This window comes from Streptomyces sp. yr375, from assembly GCF_900110755.1.
In the GTDB taxonomy this organism is placed as follows: Bacteria; Actinomycetota; Actinomycetes; order Streptomycetales; family Streptomycetaceae; genus Streptomyces.
Genome location: NZ_FOFF01000037.1, coordinates 68,961 through 90,293, shown reverse-complemented (window position 1 = coordinate 90,293; position 21,333 = coordinate 68,961). Strand labels below are relative to the sequence as shown.

Below are 21,333 nucleotides of genomic sequence, written 5' to 3'. Positions count from 1 at the left end.
CGCCGGGCCGAGGTGATCGACGATCCGGTCGGCCGCGGACTTGGACACCCCGAACAGCGGCGCCAGTTGGCGCAGGGTCAGGTTGGTCCGCCAGTACGCGGCGACCAGCAGGACTCGGTCCTCCAGTGGCAGGCTCCACGGCCGGCCCTTGCGGACCGGGTCTGCACCCTCACGCCGCAACGCGGTGATCAGCTTGCCGAACTGACGCGGGCTCAGCCCGGTGAACGGGGCTATCCAGGACGGCTCCGACGCCGTGATCACACCAGACACGGCAAGATCATCTCATCCGTGACCAGCAGTTACGGGACAGCTCTTAGGAGAGCGGGCCGCGACCGGGAGGGCCCCGGCGTTGCGCCCTCGGTGGAATCCGTGCCGGAATCCCGGAATCCCGTACGCATGGGTCGGCCCGGACCGGGTACCCGCACCCTGAGCGGGCTCGTGTGTTCGGGTCCGCTCACGGACCGAGAGCACCAGACGCCGAGCCGTGACGTTCGAGGGAGAGGCAATGCAGACCGCCGTGATCCGGTCGGAGGCCAAGGCCGTCGAGAACACCCCCGTGACCAGGACGGACGGCGCACCGCTGCCAGGAATAGAGGCACCGCGGAGCGTGGCTCCGCGCGACGCCCGGGAGCTGTCCCGCCAGTTCTTCCAGCGGCTGGCCGTGGTCGAGGAGGGCACGCACGAACACCAGTACGCGCGCAACACGCTCATCGAGATGAACATGTCGCTGGTGCGGTTCGCGGCCGGCCGGTTCCGCGGTCGCGGGGACGACATGGAGGACATCGTCCAGACCGGGATGATCGGCCTGATCAAGGCCATCGACCGGTTCGAGATCTCGCGCGAGGTGGAGTTCACGTCCTTCGCGTTGCCGTACATCGTCGGTGAGATCAAGCGGTTCTTCCGGGACACGACCTGGGCGGTGCACGTGCCGCGCCGGCTCCAGGAGCTGCGCGTCGAGCTGGCCAAGGCCCGGGACGAACTCGCCGCCCGGCTGGACCGGGAGCCGACGGTTGCGGAGCTGGCCACGCTGATGAACCTCGCGGAGAACCAGGTGGTGGAGGCGCAGATCGCCGCCAACGGCTACAACTCCTCCTCGCTCGACGCGGCACTGACCGGCGACGGCCCGGAGCACGGCGAGTCGGTTCTCGCCGACTTCATCGGCGTGGAGGAGGACGGGCTGCGGCTCGTCGAGGACTTCCACTCGCTGGCCCCGCTGATGGCCGAACTCAGCGAGCGCGACCGGGAGATCATCCATCTGCGGTTCGTGGAGGAGGCCACCCAGTCGGAGATCGGCGAACGGCTCGGCTGCTCGCAGATGCATGTGTCCCGGCTGATCAAGCGGATCATCACGCGGCTGCGCCAGGGGATGCTGGGCGAGCTGGGCTGCGCCTGAGGGCTCTGACGGCTCCGAACGCTCAGTCGTCGAATCTGAGCAGCGCGCGGACGCGTTTGCCGACCGGCACGCGCTCGGCGGTGACCTCCGCCGCCAGCGCGTGCACGATCTCCAGACCGTGCCGGCCGACGCGCTCGGGGTCCCTCGGGAACCGCAGGGGCAGCGCGTCGCTGCTGTCGTACACGCACACCGTGACCGAGGCGTCCGCGCCCTCCAGTTCGAGGATGTACGGCCCGTTGCTGTGCCGGTCGGCGTTGGTGACCAGTTCACTGACGACCAGCAGCACGTCCCCGCTCGCGCGGTCGCCGATCGTGGCGCACCACTCCGTTCTGAGCTGGTCGACGAAGTGGGCGGCGAAGGAACGGGCCTCGGCTATGCAGCCGGGTTCACCGGTGTAGTGCGCCGCCCGCCGCAGGGGTTCCACGGGTACGTCGAAGCCGGTCCGTACCACTGCCCCGTCCAGGTGCTCGATCATGCGTTTCTCTCTCGGAGGCCGGACTGGCCGGACGCTGTTGTGCACCTGTGCTCGTACCCCGTGCCGCGCCGCGCAGTCCCCGTCGGCCACCGCCCGGTGCGGGCGGCGGCCATGGGGTTGCTCACACGGCGGACGACAGAGCGGCCGACGACCGGTCGGCGACGCCCTCCGATGACGGGGCCTGCGACAGCGAGGAGAGGGAGCTCTCCGGCTCGTCCGTGAGGTCGGACAGCGAACTCGGCGGCTCCGACGGCCCCGAGTCCGACTCCGCGGACCCGGGTCCCGAGGACGGGGGCGTCGAGGGCGGGGGCTCGGAGCTCTCCGGCTTCGGGGCCGGCGATTTGCTGGACGGGGACTCCGAGGACGGCGATTTCGTGGACGGGGACTTCGTGGACGGGGACTTCGAGGGCGACTCGGACGACGGCGGCAGACAGCCCGGCTTGCCGGTCGCGGCGCCGGTGGGCGGCGAGACGCACGTCGGCAGGCCCGGGGTGCTGACGGTGATGGACGGCGTCAGCCTGGCCGGCGGCCGGGTGGGCTTGTCGTGGTGCACGTTGCCGCCCGGCTTGCGGGCGATCCAGTGGTGGCCCGGGTGCGGGTCGTAGAGCACGAAGACGTCGACCACCGTCACCGAGGGGTTGACCACGACCGTCGTCGAGGGGTTGTACGAGGACCAGGTGTGGCCGGTCCGCTTGTACCCGGACTGCTGGGCGACGGGCGGGGTCAGCGGGTTGCCGCAGGCGCAGCGCACCCGGGGGAGGCCGCGCCCGTCGACCATGACCGCCGTGCCGGCCTGGAGGACGGCCTGGAAGGCGGTGGCCGCGCCGTCCTTGTAGCCGTGGTTGGTGACCCGGGTGTCCAGGCGCAGTTGCACGGGTGTGAGGGAGCGCAGGTAGTCGGGGACCTGGGTGGGGTCGACCCCGGCGACGGAGGCGAACGCCTTGTTCTTGGCGGGGTCCTGCTGGAGGTACTTGATCTGGAGCTCCACGTCGCAACTGGAGACGTTGAGGGTGCCGCCGTACAGTCCGGGCTGCCCGCCGCTGACCCCGGGGACGGTGTTGCCTGGTGTGGCGGCGGGCGACGGGGTGGCGGAGGCGCTCGACGCGGCCGCCGCGTTCGCGGTGTTGGGCGTGAAGCTGTTGGGGCCCGGGTCGGTGGGCGTCTGCATGAAGACCTCGCCCGCCTGGTCGGAGCCGCCGCCTCCGGGCAGCGTCAGGACCAGGGCGAGGGCCGTCGCGGCCACGACCGCCGTGGTGATCAGGGCGACCCTCGGCGCGGACTTCCACCAGGGCCTGCGCGGTTCCCAGCCGTCGCCGCCCGTCGGGGAGCCGCCCGTGGGCGGCGGCTCGGACGGCGGGCCCGAGGGCGGCTGGGAGGGACCCGACAGCGGGCCGGAGGGCGGGCCGGCCGGTCGCCCGGCGGGCCGCCCGGTGGGTTCCGTGGGCGGCCCCGAGGAGCGGCCGGAAGACGGAGGTTCGACACTCACGAGCACTCCCGACGTGGGTTTCCCGCGGCGCTTCACGCGACCGGGTGACCGGGTCACCGGCCGGCCGATGACTCGGACCGACCTGGTCGCTATGCGCCGTTTTATTCCACAACGCACCCATTGTGTGCTCCGATCCGTCATCGCTCGCAAGCCGAGAGCCGACGCCCGCTCCTTCGGCCGCTCCTCCGGCCGCACCCCCGGCCATGCGCCCGGGCCCTGCCCCGGCCCTCCCCCGGCCCCTCCCGACGGGCGCGCTCCGCCACTGCTGCTTAGCGTGGGCAGGGTGAGCTCCCCCACCCCCTATGACCAGGCAGTCTCCCGCCACCACGGCTGGGTGCAGGCGGTCGCCGCGGCGCTGGCCGGGCTGATCGCCATGGGGGTGGTGGCCGCGCTGGGACTGTGGGCGGCCGGTGCCGCGGACCTGCCGCAGGGCGCGTTCCCCCGGGTCGTCGCGGCGACCGTCGTCACCGCCGTCGGGGGCACGGTCGAACTCTCCGGGAAGGCCGGCGGGCTCGCCGACACCCAGGCCGGTCTGACGGTGATCCCGCTGTCCGTCACCCTGGTGGGGGCACTCGTCGTCGGCGCCGGATTCCTGCGCCCGCTGCGGCACCGGGCGGTGGCCGGCGCGGCGGAACTGGCCTGGTGGGCGGCCCGGATCGCCGTCGTGTGGCTGCTGGGTCTGCTCGGTCTTGCCCTCGCCGCCCGCCAGACCTTCAAGCTCTCCCTCGGCGACGACACGCTGAGCGACCTGGGTGACCTGTTCGGCGTCAGTCCCGAGGTCGGCTTCACCACCGACGTGCCGCTCACCCTGGTGATCGGGCTGCTGTGGCTGGCCGGGGTGCTGGTGCTGGCCCTGGTGGTCTCGCGCGGGGCGCCGCTGCCGCCCCGGCTGCTGCGCTTCCAGGAGTCGGTGCGGCCGGTCGCGCACGCCATGGTCGTGCTGCTGCTCGCCTGGGTCGCCCTGGGCGTGGTGGCGGCGCTGGTCGTCGCGGCGACCCGTGGGCACGCCGCCGAGACCCTCGCGGTGGTGCTGCTCGGCATGCCCAACCTGATGTGGCTGACGTTCACGATCGGGCTCGGCGCGACCTGGAACGGCCGGGTGCAGGGGCCGTTCGGGCTGCCGATGCCGCACGTCCTGGACGAGGTGCTGCGCGGCCGGGACACCGCCGAGCTGAATTTGGGCACGCTCGCCGAGCACGACGGCCGGGTGTGGTGGCTGGTCGCCGTGAACGCGGTGCTGCTGCTGGCGGCCGGGTTCTCGATGGCGGCCCACTCGCCGCCCCGGATGCGCGCCTGGCAGCACGCCGTGCACCTGGCGGTCGCGCTGGTGCTCACGGTGCTGACGGTCTGTCTGCTCGGCCGGATCTCCGCGCGCTACGGCCTCTCCGTGCTGGGCCTCGGCGATCTGGGCGGCAATCTGTCCGGGGAGCTGTTCCTGCGCCCCGAGGTGTGGTCGGCGCTGGGTTTCGCCGCGCTGTGGGGGCTGGTCGCCGGTTTCCTGGGCGGGCTGGCGGCGGGGCTGCTGCGCCGCCGGAGCGGCTAGAAGGGTTCTAGAAGGGTTCAGGCCCGTCGCCGGGGAAGACCGGTCGCGCCCAGCGCGGAGGCGTCGGTGTGGGCTTCGTCGCCGGGGTGGCGACCAGCTCCGTCGGCGCGTGGACCGCCCGGTGCCCGCCGGTGCCCTTCGCCCGCACCGCGGCGACGAACGCGGCGCAGGTGGGGTGGCGGTCCTCGGGGTTCTTGGCGAGGGCGCGGGCGAACACCGCGTCGAGGTACGGCGGGAGGTCGGGGCGGACCTCGGTCAGCGGGGTCGGGTCGGCGTTCTGGTGGGCCCAGAGCAGGGCCATGTCGTCGTCGCGGAGGAAGGGCGGGCGGCCCGCGAGGCACTCGTAGACCACGCAGGCGAAACCGTAGACGTCGCAGCGGCCGTCGACCGGGCGGCCGGAGATCTGCTCGGGGGCGACATAGTCGAGGGTGCCGACGAACTGGCCGACCGTCGTGAACCCGGTCAGTGACAGCGACTTCTTCGTCAGGCCGAAGTCGGTGAGGTAGACGTGCTCGGGGTGGTCGCTGTCGGTGCCCCGGGAGACCAGGATGTTGCCGGGTTTGACGTCCCGGTGGACCAGCCCGTGTTCATGGGCGGCGTCCAGCGCGGAGGCGACCTGCGCGGCGATGCGCACGGCCGTCGGCAGCGGCAGCGGGCCCTCGCGGTCCAGGAGCTGGCGCAGGTCGCTCCCGTCGACGTACCGCATGGCGATGTAGAGCACCCCGTCGGTCTCGTCCGCCTCGAAGACGGGCACGATGTGCGGGTGGTCGATGGCCGCCGCCACCCGCGACTCGTGGGTGAAGCGCTTGCGGAAGGTGTCGTTGCGGGCCAGCTCCGGGGCGAGCAGTTTCAGTGCGACGGTCCGGTCCAGCCGCAGGTCACGGGCGCGGTAGACGACGGCCATGCCGCCGCGTCCGATCTCCCGCTCGATGCGGTAGCCGGCGACCTGGCGGCCGATCAGCTCGGCGGACCGGCCGGAGAACGGGCTCGTCCCGTGCGACATCAGGGCCCTCCGTCGACGTCCACGATCCGCGTGGCGGTGTAGTCCCGGTCCTCGGCCGGGCCGTCCGGGCCTTGCGGGTCGGGCGCGTCGGGCGGCTCGTCCGTCGCGTACGTGCTGAGGCGGCTGCCGTCGCCGTACAGCCAGCGTCTGCGCGCGAGGTCGTACAGCCACACGTCCTCGCCGTCGACGACCACGCCGATCCGCAGTCCGTGGGTCCGGCGGCGGAAGGACTCGCCGTCGAGGCCGCCGTCGGCCAGTTCCTCCACCGCCGCCCGGTAGCGGGCGAGGGCCTGTTCGGCGCGGCCCAGGAGAGGGCGCGGGTCGGCGGCGTGCGCGAGGGGGCCGTCGGAGCGGGGCGGGTCCTGCGGGACGGCGACCAGGTGGCGGCCGTCCACCCAGGCCGACCAGCCGTTGGAGCACAGCACGCGCCCCCAGTCGCCACGCCGCTCCGTGAGCTTGACGGGCAGCAGCGGGTCGAGGGGCACGGTGGGGCGGGCCGGGTCGGGGGCCTCCCAGGCGGGCATGCCGTGCTGGGGGACGACGTGCGTGGGCCGGAATCCGGGAGTCGTCATCGCACCGCCCCTACTTCCGCATCACGGCGGGCTCGTGCCGGCGCAGCAGCCGGGAGACGGCGAACCCGCAGGCCAGCGACAGCACGACGAGCATCCCGATGTTGAGCAGCCACACGCCGGCCGAGTGCTCGAACAGCGGGTCGCTCGTCTTGTCGCCGGGCACGATCCGGGCCAGTCCGAGGGTGCCGGCCATCGCGCCGAACGCCCACCGCGAGGGCACGAGCCAGGACACCTGATCCAGACCGGGCACGTCGTGCAGCTTCAACAGAGCGCCGCAGAAAACCACTTGGACGATGGCGAGCAGCACCAGCAGCGGCATCGTCACCTCCTCCTTGCGCACGAAGGCGGAGACCAGCAGCCCGAGCATCATCGCCGTGAACGCCAACAGGGCGACGGCGACGGTGATCTCGATGAGCGGTGGCATCAACACGCCTTCGCCGCCGGGTGCGTTGAGGTCCACGCCGAGCAGCGCGACGAGGGTCAGCACCACCGCCTGGACGACGGTGATCGTGCCCAGGACGACGACCTTGGACAGCAGGTACGCCGATCTGGACAGGCCGACGGCGCGTTCCCGCTGGTAGATCACGCGCTCCTTGACGAGTTCGCGCACGGCGTTGGCCGCGCCGGTCAGCACGCCGCCCACGCACAGGATCAGCAGCGCGTCCATCACATGCTCCTGGTCGAGCTTGCCGCCGGCCAGGGCGCGGGCCATGGCGCCCATCACGAAGGGCAAGGCGATCATGATCACGAGGAAAGTGCGGTCAGCGGCGAGCGCGGCCGAGTAGCGGCGGACCAGGGTGCCGAGCTGAGCGCCCCGGCTGCGCGGCCGGGGCGGCGGCAGCATGATCACGGGGCCGGAGCGGGGCAGCAGGGGCTGCTCGCTGTCGTTGACGACGTACTGGCGACGGAACGGCGACTCGCGGTAGTCCCCCGCCCAGTCCCGGTCCTGGTCGCGTTCGAAGGCCTCGAATGCCTCGGGCCACTGCTCGAAGGCGAAGTAGGCGAGGGCGTCCTCGGGCGGCCCGTAGTAGGCGATCCGGCCGCCGGGCGCGAGCACCAGCAGCCGGTCGCAGACGTCGAGGCTGAGGACGCTGTGGGTGACGACGATGACGGTGCGGCCGTCGTCGGCGAGGCCGCGCAGCATGTGCATCACCGAGCGGTCCATGCCGGGGTCGAGGCCGGAGGTCGGCTCGTCCAGGAACAGCAGCGACGGCTTGGTCAGCAGCTCCAGGGCCACGCTGACGCGTTTGCGCTGGCCGCCCGAGAGGCTGTGCACGGGCTGGTCGGCGCGCTGTTCGAGGCCCAGTTCGCGGATGACCTCCTCGACCCGGGCCCGGCGCTCGGCCTTGGCGGTGTCCTGGGGGAAGCGCAGTTCGGCGGCGTAGCCGAGGGCGCTGCGCACGGTGAGCTGGGCGTGCAGGATGTCGTCCTGCGGGACCAGTCCGATGCGCTGGCGCAGCTCGGCGTAGTCGCGGTAGAGGTCGCGGCCGTCGTACACGACCGTGCCGTGGTCGGCGGGGCGCTGTCCGGTGAGGGCGTTCAGCAGGGTGGACTTGCCCGCGCCGCTGGGTCCGACGACCGCCAGCAGGCACTTCTCCCCCACCGGGAACGACACGTCGTCGAGGAGGACCTTGCGCCCGCGGTCGACGGCGACGGTCAGGTCCTGTACGTCGAGGGAGACCTCGCCGGTGTCGACGTACTCCTGGAGTTCGTCGCCGACCAGGCAGAACGCCGAGTGGCCGATGCCGACGATGTCGCCGGGGCCGAGCGGGGCGCTGGTCACGGGCAGGCCGTTGAGGTAGGTCCCGTTGTGGCTGCCCAGGTCGACGATCTCGTGGCCGCCGTCGGGCAGTCCGCGCAGTTCGGCGTGCCGGCGCGAGACGATCAGGTCGTCGACGACCAGGTCGTTGTCGGTGGCGCGGCCGATGCGGACGGTGCGCGAGGACAGCGGCCGGACGGACGTGGGCTGGCGGAAGGTGCCGGTCAGGGCGGGCATGGAGACGGCCGACGGGCGCTGCGGCGCGGGCGCGGGGCGGCCGGACAGGGCGGCGTACGGCCCGTCGGACGGGCTGCCGAAGTGGATCACGGTGCCGGGGCCGACGCCCCACTCGTGGACGCGGCGGCCGTCGGCGTAGGTGCCGTTGGTGCTGTGTTCGTCCTCGATGGTCCAGTGGCCGCCGTCGGGCCGCAACACCGCGTGGTGCCAGGAGACGCGGGTGTCGTCGATGAAGATGTCGCTCAGTGGATCCCGGCCGACGTGGTAGTCGTGGCCCGGGATCAGCACGGTGGTGCCCGTCTCGGTCTCCAGCACGAGTTCGGGCTCAGTCGAGGAGATCGGCCGCTCAACCATGACCGAATTCTATCGATTCGTACCCATGTGCGCCCGATGGGCGGCGCGGGACCGGGCGGTCGGTCAGTCGGTCGGTCGGTCGGTCGGTGTCAGCCGACGGGGAGGACGAGGGCCGGGACCATCCGCTGCATGCGCAGGGCGTCGACGGACTCGGCGAGCAGTTCGTACTCGGTGGTCTCGTCGCTCACCGCGATCCGCACCAGCCGCCCGCCCGCCAACTCGTCGGCCACCAGATCCTGTCGGGCCATGTCGGCGCACCAGGCCCGCAGCAGCGCGGGCACGTCCGGCACGGTGGCGGCGACCGGGACCAGGGCGCCCGCCGGGAAGTGCTCGCTCTCGGGCCGGGGATCCAGCCGCTCGGCCATCCAGGAGGCCCTATCCCGCAGCCACCACAGGGCGAGCGCCAGCGTCGGCGCCCGGTAGGTGCCGAGCGGTACGCCGATGCGCCGACCGTCACAGACGCCGTACGCGGTGACATGGCACAGGAATTCGTCGTGCACGACCCTCTCCCCCGGTGCTCGCTTGCCGGTGGTGCCTCGCTTTCCGTGCGGCTCCTCTGAGTGAACTACCCTGACGTTCGAGTATGTTCACTACCGAAACACTGTCACCATGGCTTTCCGGCCAGTCTGTTGGCATATCCAGCGCCGCTCATGGCCGAAATGGGGCAGGCCTCGGGCCCGTTGGTCCGGCAGGAACACAGACACAAACGGAACGCTGAATGGCGAATTCACGGCCGTCCTGCGGAAAAGCCGGAAAGCAGGCGGGCGGCCGAGGGACCGTCCGCCTGCCGGAGCGGCTCAGCCGTTGATCACCGCGTCGATCGCGGCCAGTTCCTCCGCGTCGAAGTCCAGGTTGGCCAGTGCGCCGACGCTGTCCTCTAGCTGCCGGGCGCTGCTCGCGCCGACCAGCGCCGAGGTGACCCGGCCGCCGCGCAGCACCCAGGCCAGGGCGAGCTGGGCCAGGGACTGGCCGCGGGAGCGGGCGAGGTCGCTGAGGGCCCGCAGCTTGCCGACCAGTTCCTCGGTCAGCGCGTCGGAGTTCAGGAACGGGCTGCCGCTCGCCGCCCGCGAGTCCTCCGGGATGCCGTCCAGGTAGCGGCCGGTCAGCAGGCCCTGCTCCAGCGGCGAGAACACGATCGAGCCGACCTGGAGCTCGTCCAGCGCGTCGAGCAGGCCCTCGCTCTCCGGGCGGCGGTCGAGCATCGAGTAGCGCGGCTGGTGGATGACGAGCGGGGTGCCCAGCTCGCCGAGGATGCGGGCGGCCTCGCGGGTCTGCTCGGCGGAGTAGTTGGAGACGCCGACGTAGAGCGCCTTGCCCTGCTGGACGGCCGTGTGCAGAGCGCCCATCGTCTCCTCGAGGGGCGTCTCCGGGTCGGGGCGGTGCGAGTAGAAGATGTCGACGTAGTCCAGGCCCATCCGGGTCAGGCTCTGGTCGAGGGAGGACAGCAGGTACTTGCGCGAGCCCCACTCGCCGTACGGGCCGGGCCACATCAGGTAGCCGGCCTTGGTGGAGATGACCAGCTCGTCGCGGTACGGCGCGAAGTCGGCCGTCAGCGCCGCGCCCAGCGCGGATTCGGCTGCGCCGGGCGGCGGGCCGTAGTTGTTGGCCAGGTCGAAGTGGGTGACGCCGAGGTCGAAGGCGCGGCGCAGGATGGCCCGCTGGGTATCCACCGGGCGGTCCGGGCCGAAGTTGTGCCACAGGCCGAGCGACAGCGCGGGAAGCTTCAGGCCGCTGCGTCCGGTGCGCCGGTAGGGCATGTCCGCGTAACGGTCGGGGTGTGCGGTGTACAACGCGACTCCATCAAGGTTGGCCCACGATCTTCCGGGTCCACTGTTCCCGAGGGTCGTACAGCGGTCCAACAGAAGAATCCGATGGAATTGTGCGGCTAGGCTTCTCAATCATGGAACTGCGCCATCTTCAGCACTTCGTCGCGGTCGCCGAGGACCAGCACTTCACCCGGGCCGCCGAACGCCTGATGGTGTCCCAGTCGGGCCTGTCGGCGTCGATCCGCGCACTGGAGCGGGAGCTGCGCGCCCCCCTCTTCGTACGGACCACCCGGCGGGTGACGCTGACCGAGGCGGGCCGGGCGCTGCTGTCCGAGGCGGAGCGGATCCTGGCGCAGGTGCGGGCGGCGCACGAGGCGGTGGCCGCCGTGCAGGGCGTGGTGCGCGGCACCCTCGCCGTGGGCACCGAGCAGTGCATCGCCGGGGTGCATGTGGCGGGGCTGCTGGCGGCGTTCCGGCGGCTGCACCCGGACGTGGAGATCCGGCTGCGGCAGACCGGTTCGGGCGCGCTCGGCGAGGAGGTGGCGGCCGGCCGGCTCGACCTGGCGTTCGCCTACCGCACCCAGAGCGACAGCGACCAGCTCCGCTGCGCGCCGCTGGCCACCGAGCCGATGTACGTGCTGTGCCATCCCGACCACCGCCTCGCCGGGGCGGCGGCGCTGACGCCCGAGGACGTGGCGGGCGAGGTGTTCGTCGACTTCCACCCGGACTGGGGGCCGCGGCGGGCCACCGACGCCGCGTTCGCCGGGGCGGGGGTGCGGCGCACGGTCGCCCTGGAGGTCAACGACGTGCACAGTCTGCTGGACCTGGTGGACGAGAACCTCGGCGTGGCGGTCGTGCCACGGCACTTCCGGCACAAGCGGGAGGCGCTCACCGCACTGCCGCTCAAGGGCACCGGCGAGGCGGCCTACGAGACGGTCGCGCTGCTGCCGCCGGTGCGGGCGACCAGTCCGGCGGCCCGGGCGCTCATGGCGCTGCTGGAAACGGGGAGCGCGTGAGCGCGGGCTGCGCCATGGTGGACGTATGCATGCCAAGGACATTCTCATCGACGGGTACCACCGCATCCAGGAAGAAGTCCACGCCGCCGTGGAGGGGCTGGACCCCGACGGCCTCCACGCCCGGCCCGCCCCCGCCGCCAACTCGATCGCCTGGCTGGTCTGGCACCTCACCCGGGTCCAGGACGACCATCTCGCCGACGCCTTCGGGCTCGACCAGGTGTGGCTGGCCCAGGACTGGGAGAAACGGTTCGGCCTGGACCTGCCGCGCCAGGACACCGGGTACGGGCACAGCGCGGCGCAGGTCGCGAAGGTGCGGGTGGCCGACGGCCTGCTGCTGACCGGGTACTACGACGCCGTGCACGCGCAGAGCCTGAAGGCGCTGCGCGAGCTGACGGCGGCGGACCTGGAGCGCGTCGTGGACGTGCGCTGGGATCCGCCGGTCACGCTGGGCGTACGGCTGGTCAGCGTCCTGGCCGACGATCTGGAGCACGTCGGCCAGGCCGCCTATGTGCGCGGGCTGCTTCAGAGCGCGGCGGCGTAACCCGGCAGGACGACGTCCTCGATGAGGGCCTTGCGCTCGTCGTGCGGGATGAACGCGCTCTTGAGGGCGTTGACCGTGACCGTGCGCAGGTCCTCGACGCTCCAGCCCGCCTCCTCGACGAGCAGCGTCATCTCGCGCGTCATCGTCGTGCCGGAGACCAGCCGGTTGTCGGTGTTGAGGGTGACGCGGAAGCCGAGGTCCTTCAGGGCGGTGATCGGGTGCTCGGCGATGGAGGTGGCGGCCCCGGTCTGGAGGTTGGACGTCGGGCACATCTCCAGCGCGATACGGCGGTCGCGCACCCAGCCCGCGAGGCGGCCGAGCTTGCCGTCGACGATGTCGTCGGTGATGCGCACGCCGTGGCCGATGCGCTGGGCCCCGCACACCTGGAGGGCCTGGTGGATGCTGGGCAGGCCGTGGGCCTCGCCGGCGTGGATGGTGAAGGGCACGTTCTCGCGGCGCAGGTGGGCGAAGGCGTCGAGGTGGTCGGCGGGCGGGAAGCCGTCCTCGGCGCCGGCGATGTCGAAGCCGACGACGCCCGCGTCCCGGAAGGCGACCGCGAGGTCGGCGGTCTCCCGGGTGCGGTCGAACATGCGCATGCCGCAGAGCAGGGTCCCGACCCGGACGGGGGTACCGGCGGCGGCGGCCTTCGCCATACCGGCCGCGAGCCCCTCCTGCACGGTCTCGACGACCTCGGGGAGGGTCAGCCCGCCGTTCAGCATCAGCTCGGGGGCGTAGCGCACCTCGCCGTAGACGACGCCGTCGGCGGCGAGGTCGAGGACGTACTCCTCGGCGGTGCGCAGCAGGCCCTCGCGGGACTGCATGACGGCGAGGGTGTGCTCGAAGGTGGCTATGTAGCGCACCAGGTCGCCCGAGTTGGCGGCCTCGAAGTACCAGGCGGCGAGCTCGTCGGGGTCGGTGGTGGGCAGCGGGTGGCCGACCGCGTCCGCCAGCTCGACGACGGTGGCGGGGCGCAGGCCGCCGTCGAGGTGGTCGTGCAGGACGGCCTTGGGGAGCCGGCGGAGGGTGTCGGTGTCGATGTGGGGCGCGGTCATGTGCGTGTTCCTCGGCAGGTGGTTCAGGCGGTTCAGGTGGTGGCGGGCTGGAGCAGGTCCCAGCGGTTTCCGTACAGGTCCTGGAAGACGGCGACGGAGCCGTAGGCCTCGTGGCGGGGCTCCTCCAGGAAGGTCACACCGGCGGCGCGCATCCGGGCGTGGTCGCCGGCGAAGTCGTCGGTGTGCAGGAAGAACCCGACCCGTCCGCCGGTCTGGTCCCCGACCCGGGCGCGCTGGCCGTCGCCCTTGGCGCGGGCGAGCAGCAGTCCGGTCCCGTCCTGCCCCGCACCCGGCCGCACGACGACCCAGCGGGCCCCGCCGGGCCGCGCCTCGTCCTCGACGAGCCGGAAGCCGAGCGCCTCGGTGTAGAAGCGGATCGCCTCGTCGTAGTCGTCGACGACGAGGGTGACCAGGGCGATACGACTCATCGGGGCCTTTCCAAGTACGCACAGAAAGCTTTCAGCATGCTTTCGGGAGATGCGATTGACGGGTGAGGTTATACGTAAAACTCCCTGGACGCCAGTCGCCCGCCCCCACTGGTCGGACCCGTAGGTCAGAGGCGTAGGTCAGAGGCGTAGGTCAGAGGCGTAGGTCGGTCACGAGGCGGTGGGCTTCGGCGGTGACCTCGGCGTCGAGCTCCGCCTTCCCTCTCCCTGTTTCCGGCGCGTGGTCGAGCAGGTCGTACTCGTCGTACTCGTCGTACTCGTCGTCGAGCTCGGCCAGCCGTCGGGTCAGGGGCAGCTCGTAGCCGTAGCACCCGTAAATGTGGCGGGTGAAGGCACGCGGGGTCAGCTCACCGGCCAGCAGGCGGCGCGCGGCGGCTCGGGCGGAGGCCTCCTGGCCGGTGACGCTGCCGAGCGGGGGAAAAACCAGGCCGAGCTCCTCCAGCACGGCGGGGAGCAGGTCGGCTACCTCGTAGTACGCCTCGGCTCGGGTGAGTCCGGCCAGGATCCGCAGTCCGGGGCTGTCGAGTCCGGCGACGAGCGCTTCGCAGGCGGCGTCGACCACATCGGTCGCGTCGATTTCCGCCATGCGCCAGAGGGCGGCGTGGTCCTGGAGGCTTCTGGCTGCCCGACGGGTCGCGGTCATCGGCCCATCATCCGGTGACCGTGCCGTCCCGGTCGAGTCAGTTTTTGGGTGCCTGACCGGCCTTCCCGTGGGCCGTGTTCAGGCGGGTGAGGTCCTCGTCGGTGAGGCGGAGGGCGCCTGCGGCCACGTTCTCCGTCAGGTGGTCGGGGTTGCCGGTGCCGGGGATGGCCAGGACGTGGGGGCCCCGGCTGAGGGTCCAGGCCAGTCGGACGGCGGTGGGGGTCGTGTCGTGGGCGTGGGCGACGGCGAGGACGGCGTCGTCGTGGGCGGTCGTCGCGCCCTCGGGGCCCGCGTCGCCGGCGATGGCGTAGAACGGGACGAAGGCGATGCCCTGTTCGCCGCAGAGGCGGAGGACCTCCTCGCCCGCCGGGTCGTGGTCGCCGAGCCCGTAGCGGTTCTGCACGCTCACCACCGGGGCGATGGCCTGCGCCTCGGCGAGGTGGCGGGGCTCGACGGCGGAGATGCCGAGGTGGCGGATCAGGCCCTCCTCGCGCAGCTCGGCCAGGGCGCCGAAGTGCTCGGCGATCGACTCCTGGCGCATCCGGCGCAGGTAGACGAGGTCGAGGTGGTCGCGGCCGAGCTGGCGCAGGTTCTCCTCGACGTGCCCGCGCAGGTCCTCGGGACGCGCCGAGGTGCCCCACTCCCCCGTGTAGTCGCGGAAGGGGCCGACCTTGGTGGCGATAAGCAGGTCGTCCGGGTACGGGGACAGCGCGCTGTTGATCAGTTCGTTGGCGGAGCGGAGGGCGGAGAAGTAGAAGGCGGCGGTGTCGATGTGGTCGACGCCGAGGTCGATCGCCTTGCGCAGGACGGCGATCGAGCGCTCGCGGTCGCTGGGCGTGCCGAGGTGGAAGGCGGCGCTGCCCGTCAGCCGCATCGCGCCGAAGCCGACGCGGCGGACGGTCAGGTCGCCGAGGGGCCAGGTGCCCGCGGCGTCCGCGGTGATCGTTTCAGTGGTCATCCGTGCAGTTTCGCACGCACCGCGGACCCCCGCCGGGCCTCGCCGAAGCCCTCAACAGGCCACGGTCTCCTCGCACTTGCGCAACGCCTCCTGGACGTCGCGGCTCCACCGCCGGACCGTGCGGGGGGTCGGCGCGGACACGGTGTGCACGGCCGGCTCCCCGCGCTCGGGCAGTGCGCCGGACCTGGCGCGGCGGCGCTCGGCGGCGGGCGGTGCGCCGTGGGCGACGACGTCCTCCACGATGTCGGCCAGATCGCCGTCGGGGAGGGGGAGTTCGAGGTCGTCGTCGACGAAGCCGACCACCGCAGGCACGTACTCCACGAGGGCGCGCAGGGCCTTGGGCAGGCCCCGGCGGCCGTGCCGCAGGCCGCTGAGCACGTGCAGCGCCGTGGCGATCTCCCGTTCGGTGGCCTCCCGGCTCAGCGTGGCGGGGGTGATCTCGGTGTGCCGCAGCCACCAGTCGGCCTCCGCGTCCTCCCCCAGCGACCGGTGGTGGAGGTAGAGGCAGTACGAGGAGACGGTGTCGGAGGCGCCCGCGCCGTACTGCCACCAGAAGCGGGCGCTGTCCTCGCAGTTGGCCAGGTACAGCAGGCTGCCGAGGACGCGCGCGCCGGGCGGCTCGGGCAGGGCGCTGCCGAGGAAGTTGCCGAGGCCCTGGAGGGCGTCGGTGCGGGTCAGCAGCGCCTCGCACAGCGACCTGAGGTCCCGGGCCGCCGGATGGACGCGCGGCGGACGGCAGGCCGCAGGGGCGCGCTGCGGGCCTCCCCTCGCGGTGGGCTCGTCTGCGCCGCCCGCCGCGACCCGGGCGGCTATCCGGGCCTCGGCGGCCTCGATGTCCGAGCGGCTGTAGGGGGCGGTGGGCACGAGGCGCGCCCTGGACAGCAGGGTGTCGATGTCGCTCGCGGTGTCGAAGGTCATGACCGCTCCGCCTCCTGTGCGGCGCTCGATGTGTAGATCTCCCGCAGCCGACGCCTGGCATACCGTTCGGTGGAGCGCACCCCGGCCTCGGTGATGCCCAACTGGCCCGCCACCTCCGCGTTGCTGTAGCCCTCGCAGTAGCGCAGCCGGATGACGTCCTGCTGGCGCTCGGGGAGGGTGGAGATCGCGTGGAACAGCCGCAGGTTCTGCTCGATCACGTCGAAGGCGTCCTCGGCGCTCTGCAGGGTCACCGTCTCGAAGACGGCGGTGTCGATGAGCGTCGCGCGCCGGCCACGGGCCCGGGCGTGGTCGATGACGCGGTTCTTGACCACCCGCCAGGCGTAGGCGGCGGGGTTCTCGGCGCGCAGTATCTGCGGCCACTCCCGGGCGAGTTGGACGAACGCCTCGTCCACGGCCTCCTCGGCGTCGGCGCGGCAGCGCAGGCAGCGCTCGGCCTCGCGGACGTAGTTCGGGCGCTGCATCTGGTGGAAGGCGCTGAAGTCCAGGGGCAGTTTCTCCGGTGCCCGCGGGTTTCCCGCGGGGCGCAGTTCCTCCTGGGTCACCGGTCGCCTCCCGGGAGCCTGCGGTCCATCTCACGGACGCCCACCCGTACGAGAGCGGCGACGGACCGGCGCGCGAGGGTGACGGCGCCGGGTCCGAAGACCCGCAGGGCGAGCAGGGCCAACGCCACGTCGCGGGCGAGCTGTTCGAGCTGGTCGTTCACGGACCCTTCGGTCCTTCCGCTGGCGGTACGGGGCCCAGGGGCCCCGGAAGGCGACGGTTACACCCTCTGCCTCCACGGCGTCCGCCGACGGCGTTTCGTGCATGCCGGATTCGAAAGTCCGCCGGAATTGGCCGCTTTGGACTACGGACCGTGCCGTTCCGGGCTAATACCCTTTCCCCTGCTGCCACTTGGCGGGCCACTTCCGCCCACTGGTGTCCGTGTCGGTTCAGCGCAGCGGCTTCTCCAGGAGGGCCTTGCGGTGGCTGAACGTCTCGATGGAGTAGCGCCCGTGGTAGTTGCCCATGCCGCTCTCGCCCACGCCGCCGAACGGCAGGTCGGAGACGGTGAGATGGGCGAGCGGCAGCCCGTAGCCGAGGCCCCCGGAGGAGGTCTCGGCGGCGATGCGGCCCCGGGTGTCGGCGGAGTCGGTGAAGACGTACAGGGCGAGGGGCTTGTCGCGGTCGTTGATGAAGTCGATCGCCTGGTCCAGGCCGTCGACGGTCACGATCGGCAGGATCGGGCCGAAGATCTCCTCCCGCATGACGGGCGACGCGGGGTCGACGTCGGCGAGGACGGTCGGCGCGAGGTACTTGTCCCCACGGTCGTTGCCGCCGCCGACCACGATCCGGCCGGAGTCGAGCAGGCCGGTGAGCCGGTCGAAGTGGCGTTCGTTGACGATGCGGCCGTATGCGCCGGAGGTCTGCGGGTCGGTGCCGTAGAGCGTCTCGACCGCGCGTGTCAGCAGGGGTTCGAGGGCGGCGGCCGTCTCCGGGTCGGTGAGGACGTAGTCGGGAGCGACGCAGGTCTGTCCCGCGTTGAGGAACTTGCCACGCGCCAACCGGTCGGCGACGACGGCGAGATCGGCGTCGCGGTCGACGAACGCCGGTGACTTGCCGCCGAGTTCGAGGGTGACGGGGGTCAGGTGCTCGGCGGCGGCGCGAAGGACGATACGGCCGACGGCGCCGTTGCCGGTGTAGAAGATGTGGTCGAAGCGCTCGGCCAGCAGGGCGGTGGTCTCCGGGATCCCGCCCTCGACGACGGCGACCGCGTCGGTGTCGAGGTAGGCGGGCAGCAGCCGGGCCAGGGCGGCGGAGGTGGCGGGCGCGAGCTCACTGGGCTTGACGACCACCGCGTCGCCGGCGGCGAGGGCGCCGACCAGCGGGGCGAGCAGGAGTTGGGCGGGGTAGTTCCAGGGTGCGATGACGAGGACGACGCCGAGCGGGTCGTACTGCGTCCAGGCGGTGGCGTCGGCCCCGAGGTGGGCCGGGACGGGAGCGGGCTCGGGGCGCAGCCACTCCGCGAGGTGTTCGAGGGTGTGGTCGATCTCCCGGATCGTGAAGTCGATCTCGGTGCGGTAGGCCTCGGTGGAGCTCTTGCCCAGGTCGGCGTGGAGGGCCGCGGCCAGGTCGGCGCCGCGCTCCGTGAGCAGTTCGCGCAGCCGGCGCAGTTGGTCCGTGCGCCAGGCGACGGGCTTGGTGCGGCCGGTGCGGAAGGTGGCGCGCAGCCGCGCTACGACGTCGGCGGGCTGTTCGGGAGTGGCGGCGGTGGTCACGGGTGCCTCGCTGGGGTGCGCGGGCCTTGCGGCCCTGGTTGCCGGGTGCTCGGGGTGGGTGCGGGTGCTCGGGGCGAGCGGTCGGCTCGACCGTCCGACAGCTCGATGTATATGCCAACCTTTCATGCACCAAAATACATTCCCGGGGCAGCCCCTCGCTCACCGGCACCGGCACCGGCACCGGCCCGCCCGTCGTATCAGGCTCGGATCAGGCCGGCAGCTCGCGTCGGCGGCGGTCCAGGAAGGCGCGTTCCGCCGGGCTCTGGCTCAGCGCGAGGGCCGTCTCGTACGCGTGGACGGCCTCGGCGGTCCGCTCCAGGCGGCGCAGCAGGTCGGCGCGGACCGCGTGCCAGACGTGGTAGCCGTCGAGGTCCAGCGCGTCGACGAGGTCGAGGGCCCGGCGCGGCCCGTCCGTCTCGGCCACGGCGACCGCCCGGTTGAGGGCCACCACCGGGCTCGGGGCGAGGTCCATGAGCTGGTCGTACAGGCGCAGGATCTGCCGCCAGTCGGTGGCGTCGGCGCTGCGCGCATCGCTGTGGACGGCCTGGACGGCGGCCTGGATCTGGTACGGCCCGGGCCGGTCACGGCGCAGGCAGCGGCGGACGAGCGTCTGCCCCTCGGCGATCAGCTCCCGGTCCCACCGCGCGCGGTCCTGCTCGGGCAGCGGTACGAGCGTGCCGTCGGCGTCCTCGCGCGCGCCGCGGCGGGACTCGACGAGCAGCATCAGCGCCAGCAGGCCGACGGCCTCGGGCTCGTCCGGCATCAGTTCGGTGAGGAGCCGGCCGAGCCGCACGGCCTCGGCGCACAGGCCGGGATCGCCCTCGTACCCCTGGTTGAAGATCAGGTAGACGACGGCGAGGACGCCTTTCAGCCGGTCGGGCAGGTCGGCGTCGCGCGGGACGCGGTACGGGATGCGCGCGTCGCGGATCTTGGCCTTGGCGCGGACCAGGCGCTGGGCCATGGTCGGCTCGGGGACGAGGAAGGCGCGGGCGAGCTGCGCGGTGGTGAGTCCGCCGAGCAGCCGCAGGGTCAGGGCGACCTGCGCCTGCGGGGCGAGCGCGGGGTGGCAGCAGGTGAAGATCAGGCGGAGCCGGTCGTCGCGCACGGGGCCCTCCTCCGCGGGCGGGTCGGCGGCGTACAGCAGGGCGGCCTCGGCGTGCCGGGCGTCCCGGGTGGACTCGCGGCGCAGCCGGTCGACGGCCCGGTTGCGGGCGGTGGTGATGATCCAGCCGGCCGGGCTCGGCGGCACCCCGCTCCGCGGCCAGCGCCGCACGGCCGTGGTGAAGGCGTCCTGGACCGCTTCCTCGGCGAGGTCGATGTCGCCGAGGAAGCGGACGAGGACGGCGACGGCGCGGCCGTACTCCGCGCGGAAGACGGCCTCGACGTCGACGGGGTCAGCCATCAGTGGGTGTCCACGAACGGCCGCACCTCGATGGGGAGGGTGGTGGCCAGGGCGGCCTTGCGGCCCCATTCCAGGGCCTCGTCCAGGTCGGCGGCCCGGATCAGGCACAGTCCTCCGAGGTACTCCTTGCCCTCCGCGTACGGCCCGTCGGTGATGAGCACGTCGCCGTCCTTGGGGCGCAGCACGGTGGCCGTCTCCGGTCCGTTCAGCCCGCCGGCGAACACCCAGGCACCGGCGGCGCGCAGTTCGTCGTTGTAGGCCTCCACGCGGCGCATGATCTCCGCGAGCTCGTCGGGGGCGGGCGGCTCACCGCCGGCCGGCTGGACCACGCTGAGCAGGTAGTTCTTCATGACGTCCTCCTTGGCGTCGTGCCGTTCTCTCACCTCCTACACGAACGGCGACCCCTCGGATCGACATCCCACACCGCGAAACGGGAAACAATCTGGCCCATGACCGCACCGCACCCCCTCGTCACCGCCGCCCGCCGCCTCGCGGACGACGTCCTCGCCCCGCACGCCGAGCAGGTCGACCAGGGCGAGGTCCCCGCCGGCCACCTCGCGGAGATCAGACGCTCGGGCCTGCTCGGGCTGAACGCCCCGCGGGAGTACGGCGGGGCCGCGGCACCCGGCGCGGTGGCGCGGGAGACGGCGGAGATCCTGGCCGGGGCGTGCTGCTCGACCTGGTTCGTGCAGGCGCAGCACCACACGCCGGTGCTGACGCTGGCCAGGAGCGAGAGCCCGGCGCGTGAACGCCTGCTGGGCCGGCTGGCGACCGGTGAGCTACTGTCCGGGGTGGCGTACGCGCACCTGCGGACCCACCCGCGCATCCCCGTCCGGGCCACCCGGGACCGGGGCGGCTGGCGGTTCGACGGCACGGTCCCCTGGTACACGGGGTGGGGCCTGAACGACGTGCTGCTCCTCGCCGGCGTCACCGACGCCGACGAGGCCCTGTTCGCGTTCGCTCAGGCCCGGGACCAGCCGGGCCTGCGGGCGTCGCCCCCGATGCGGCTGGCCGCCCTCACCGCGGCCCGGACGGTGTCCCTGCACCTCGACGGCCTGTGGCTGCCGGAGGAGGCGGTGGCCCTGCGCACCCCGCACCACACCTGGTCGACGACGGACCGTCTGAAGACGGTGAACACCAACCCGGCGGTCTTCGGCATCACCGAGGCGGCCCTGACCCTCCTGGACGAGACCACGGCGCCCCCACTCCGCGCCCGCCTCACGGACGTACGCCGCGAGGCCTACGCCCTGGCCGACGAGGCCGCACCCCACGAGCACCTGGCCGAACGTCTGGCCCTCAGAACCCAGGCCTACGAGGTGATGCAGGCGACGACCACGGCAGCGGTGGTCACAGGCGGCGGCCGCTCCATGCTCCTGACCAACAAGGCCCAACGCCTGGCGAGGGAGGCCCTGTTCCTCATGGTCCAGGCCCAGACAACAGAGTCACGAGGTTCACATCTCAAGGCCCTGGTCTCTCAGCAGGTCCGGGAGTAG

Annotated in this window: 23 protein-coding genes; 5 read left to right on the top strand and 18 right to left on the bottom strand. The window is 72.6% G+C overall.

The window, feature by feature from the left end:
• Positions 1 to 270 (bottom strand): helix-turn-helix domain-containing protein (locus tag BMZ82_RS28775; RefSeq protein WP_143098927.1); only part of this gene is annotated, 270 nt, incomplete at its 3' end.
• A gap of 235 nt (positions 271 to 505) precedes the next feature.
• Here BMZ82_RS28775 and BMZ82_RS28770 point away from each other — a divergent pair.
• The gene (locus BMZ82_RS28770) at positions 506 to 1,393 is read left to right on the top strand and encodes an RNA polymerase sigma factor SigF (RefSeq protein ID WP_093780315.1); all 888 of its coding nucleotides are present in this window, start codon (positions 506 to 508) and stop codon (positions 1,391 to 1,393) included.
• A gap of 22 nt (positions 1,394 to 1,415) precedes the next feature.
• On the opposite strand, the gene BMZ82_RS28765 is transcribed toward BMZ82_RS28770, so the two are convergent.
• Both BMZ82_RS28765 and BMZ82_RS28760 read right to left on the bottom strand, forming a co-directional pair.
• On the bottom strand, positions 1,416 to 1,868 hold the full coding sequence (locus BMZ82_RS28765; RefSeq protein ID WP_093780314.1) for an ATP-binding protein: 453 nt from the start codon (positions 1,866 to 1,868) through the stop codon (positions 1,416 to 1,418).
• Between the two features lie 121 nt (positions 1,869 to 1,989).
• The gene (locus BMZ82_RS28760; RefSeq protein ID WP_256252161.1) at positions 1,990 to 3,354 is read right to left on the bottom strand and encodes a DUF6777 domain-containing protein; all 1,365 of its coding nucleotides are present in this window, start codon (positions 3,352 to 3,354) and stop codon (positions 1,990 to 1,992) included.
• A gap of 283 nt (positions 3,355 to 3,637) precedes the next feature.
• On the opposite strand from BMZ82_RS28760, the gene BMZ82_RS28755 reads away from it, so the two are divergent.
• Positions 3,638 to 4,897 carry a streptophobe family protein gene (locus BMZ82_RS28755; RefSeq protein WP_093780313.1) on the top strand — a complete coding sequence of 420 codons (1,260 nt, stop codon included), beginning with the start codon at positions 3,638 to 3,640 and terminating at the stop codon, positions 4,895 to 4,897.
• 7 nt (positions 4,898 to 4,904) lie between these two features.
• Here BMZ82_RS28755 and BMZ82_RS28750 read toward each other — a convergent pair whose 3' ends face one another.
• The 5 genes from BMZ82_RS28750 to mgrA form a co-directional block, all read right to left on the bottom strand.
• The gene (locus BMZ82_RS28750; protein ID WP_093780312.1) at positions 4,905 to 5,900 is read right to left on the bottom strand and encodes a serine/threonine-protein kinase; all 996 of its coding nucleotides are present in this window, start codon (positions 5,898 to 5,900) and stop codon (positions 4,905 to 4,907) included.
• Entirely contained in the window at positions 5,900 to 6,472 is a 573-nt protein-coding gene (locus BMZ82_RS28745; RefSeq protein ID WP_256252159.1) for an SH3 domain-containing protein, read from the bottom strand. The genes BMZ82_RS28750 and BMZ82_RS28745 overlap by 1 nt, the downstream gene beginning before the upstream one ends.
• Before the next feature lie 10 nt (positions 6,473 to 6,482).
• Positions 6,483 to 8,822, bottom strand: a complete 2,340-nt coding sequence (locus tag BMZ82_RS28740) for an ABC transporter ATP-binding protein/permease (RefSeq protein ID WP_093780311.1) — start codon at positions 8,820 to 8,822, stop codon at positions 6,483 to 6,485.
• 89 nt (positions 8,823 to 8,911) lie between these two features.
• A complete protein-coding gene (locus tag BMZ82_RS28735) occupies positions 8,912 to 9,322 on the bottom strand; it encodes a hypothetical protein (protein WP_093780310.1) in 411 nt (136 codons plus the stop codon).
• A 297-nt stretch (positions 9,323 to 9,619) separates the two neighbouring features.
• Positions 9,620 to 10,612 (bottom strand): L-glyceraldehyde 3-phosphate reductase, encoded by a 993-nt coding sequence (mgrA, locus tag BMZ82_RS28730; RefSeq protein WP_093780309.1) that lies wholly within the window; start codon positions 10,610 to 10,612, stop codon positions 9,620 to 9,622.
• Positions 10,613 to 10,722: 110 nt separating this feature from the next.
• Between mgrA and BMZ82_RS28725 the strand changes: the two genes are divergently transcribed.
• Both BMZ82_RS28725 and BMZ82_RS28720 read left to right on the top strand, forming a co-directional pair.
• The gene (locus BMZ82_RS28725) at positions 10,723 to 11,604 is read left to right on the top strand and encodes a LysR family transcriptional regulator (RefSeq protein WP_093780308.1); all 882 of its coding nucleotides are present in this window, start codon (positions 10,723 to 10,725) and stop codon (positions 11,602 to 11,604) included.
• Positions 11,605 to 11,629: 25 nt separating this feature from the next.
• Positions 11,630 to 12,145 carry a mycothiol transferase gene (locus BMZ82_RS28720; RefSeq protein ID WP_093780307.1) on the top strand — a complete coding sequence of 172 codons (516 nt, stop codon included), beginning with the start codon at positions 11,630 to 11,632 and terminating at the stop codon, positions 12,143 to 12,145.
• Here BMZ82_RS28720 and BMZ82_RS28715 read toward each other — a convergent pair.
• The 10 genes from BMZ82_RS28715 to BMZ82_RS28675 all read right to left on the bottom strand — a co-directional run bounded on the left by BMZ82_RS28715 (position 12,127) and on the right by BMZ82_RS28675 (position 20,190).
• Positions 12,127 to 13,197: an adenosine deaminase gene (locus tag BMZ82_RS28715; RefSeq protein ID WP_093780306.1), complete on the bottom strand. Its 1,071-nt coding sequence runs from the start codon at positions 13,195 to 13,197 to the stop codon at positions 12,127 to 12,129. The two genes, BMZ82_RS28720 and BMZ82_RS28715, sit on opposite strands and share 19 nt — an antisense overlap.
• Before the next feature lie 32 nt (positions 13,198 to 13,229).
• The gene (locus tag BMZ82_RS28710; RefSeq protein ID WP_093780305.1) at positions 13,230 to 13,625 is read right to left on the bottom strand and encodes a VOC family protein; all 396 of its coding nucleotides are present in this window, start codon (positions 13,623 to 13,625) and stop codon (positions 13,230 to 13,232) included.
• Positions 13,626 to 13,776: 151 nt separating this feature from the next.
• Positions 13,777 to 14,286, bottom strand: a complete 510-nt coding sequence (locus tag BMZ82_RS28705; protein WP_093780304.1) for a hypothetical protein — start codon at positions 14,284 to 14,286, stop codon at positions 13,777 to 13,779.
• Positions 14,287 to 14,323: 37 nt separating this feature from the next.
• Positions 14,324 to 15,244 (bottom strand): aldo/keto reductase, encoded by a 921-nt coding sequence (locus BMZ82_RS28700; protein WP_093780303.1) that lies wholly within the window; start codon positions 15,242 to 15,244, stop codon positions 14,324 to 14,326.
• A 51-nt stretch (positions 15,245 to 15,295) separates the two neighbouring features.
• Positions 15,296 to 16,162: a hypothetical protein gene (locus tag BMZ82_RS28695; protein WP_093780302.1), complete on the bottom strand. Its 867-nt coding sequence runs from the start codon at positions 16,160 to 16,162 to the stop codon at positions 15,296 to 15,298.
• Positions 16,159 to 16,725, bottom strand: a complete 567-nt coding sequence (locus BMZ82_RS28690; protein ID WP_256252158.1) for an RNA polymerase sigma factor — start codon at positions 16,723 to 16,725, stop codon at positions 16,159 to 16,161. Before BMZ82_RS28690 ends, BMZ82_RS28695 begins: the two co-directional genes overlap by 4 nt.
• Entirely contained in the window at positions 16,722 to 16,886 is a 165-nt protein-coding gene (locus BMZ82_RS40935) for a hypothetical protein (protein WP_177244700.1), read from the bottom strand. Before BMZ82_RS40935 ends, BMZ82_RS28690 begins: the two co-directional genes overlap by 4 nt.
• 226 nt (positions 16,887 to 17,112) lie before the next feature.
• Entirely contained in the window at positions 17,113 to 18,564 is a 1,452-nt protein-coding gene (locus BMZ82_RS28685) for an aldehyde dehydrogenase family protein (protein ID WP_305729220.1), read from the bottom strand.
• 82 nt (positions 18,565 to 18,646) lie between these two features.
• Entirely contained in the window at positions 18,647 to 19,840 is a 1,194-nt protein-coding gene (locus tag BMZ82_RS28680) for an RNA polymerase sigma factor (protein WP_093780300.1), read from the bottom strand.
• Positions 19,840 to 20,190: a YciI family protein gene (locus BMZ82_RS28675; RefSeq protein WP_093780299.1), complete on the bottom strand. Its 351-nt coding sequence runs from the start codon at positions 20,188 to 20,190 to the stop codon at positions 19,840 to 19,842. Before BMZ82_RS28675 ends, BMZ82_RS28680 begins: the two co-directional genes overlap by 1 nt.
• 99 nt (positions 20,191 to 20,289) lie before the next feature.
• Between BMZ82_RS28675 and BMZ82_RS28670 the strand changes: the two genes are divergently transcribed.
• Entirely contained in the window at positions 20,290 to 21,333 is a 1,044-nt protein-coding gene (locus tag BMZ82_RS28670; protein ID WP_093780298.1) for an acyl-CoA dehydrogenase family protein, read from the top strand.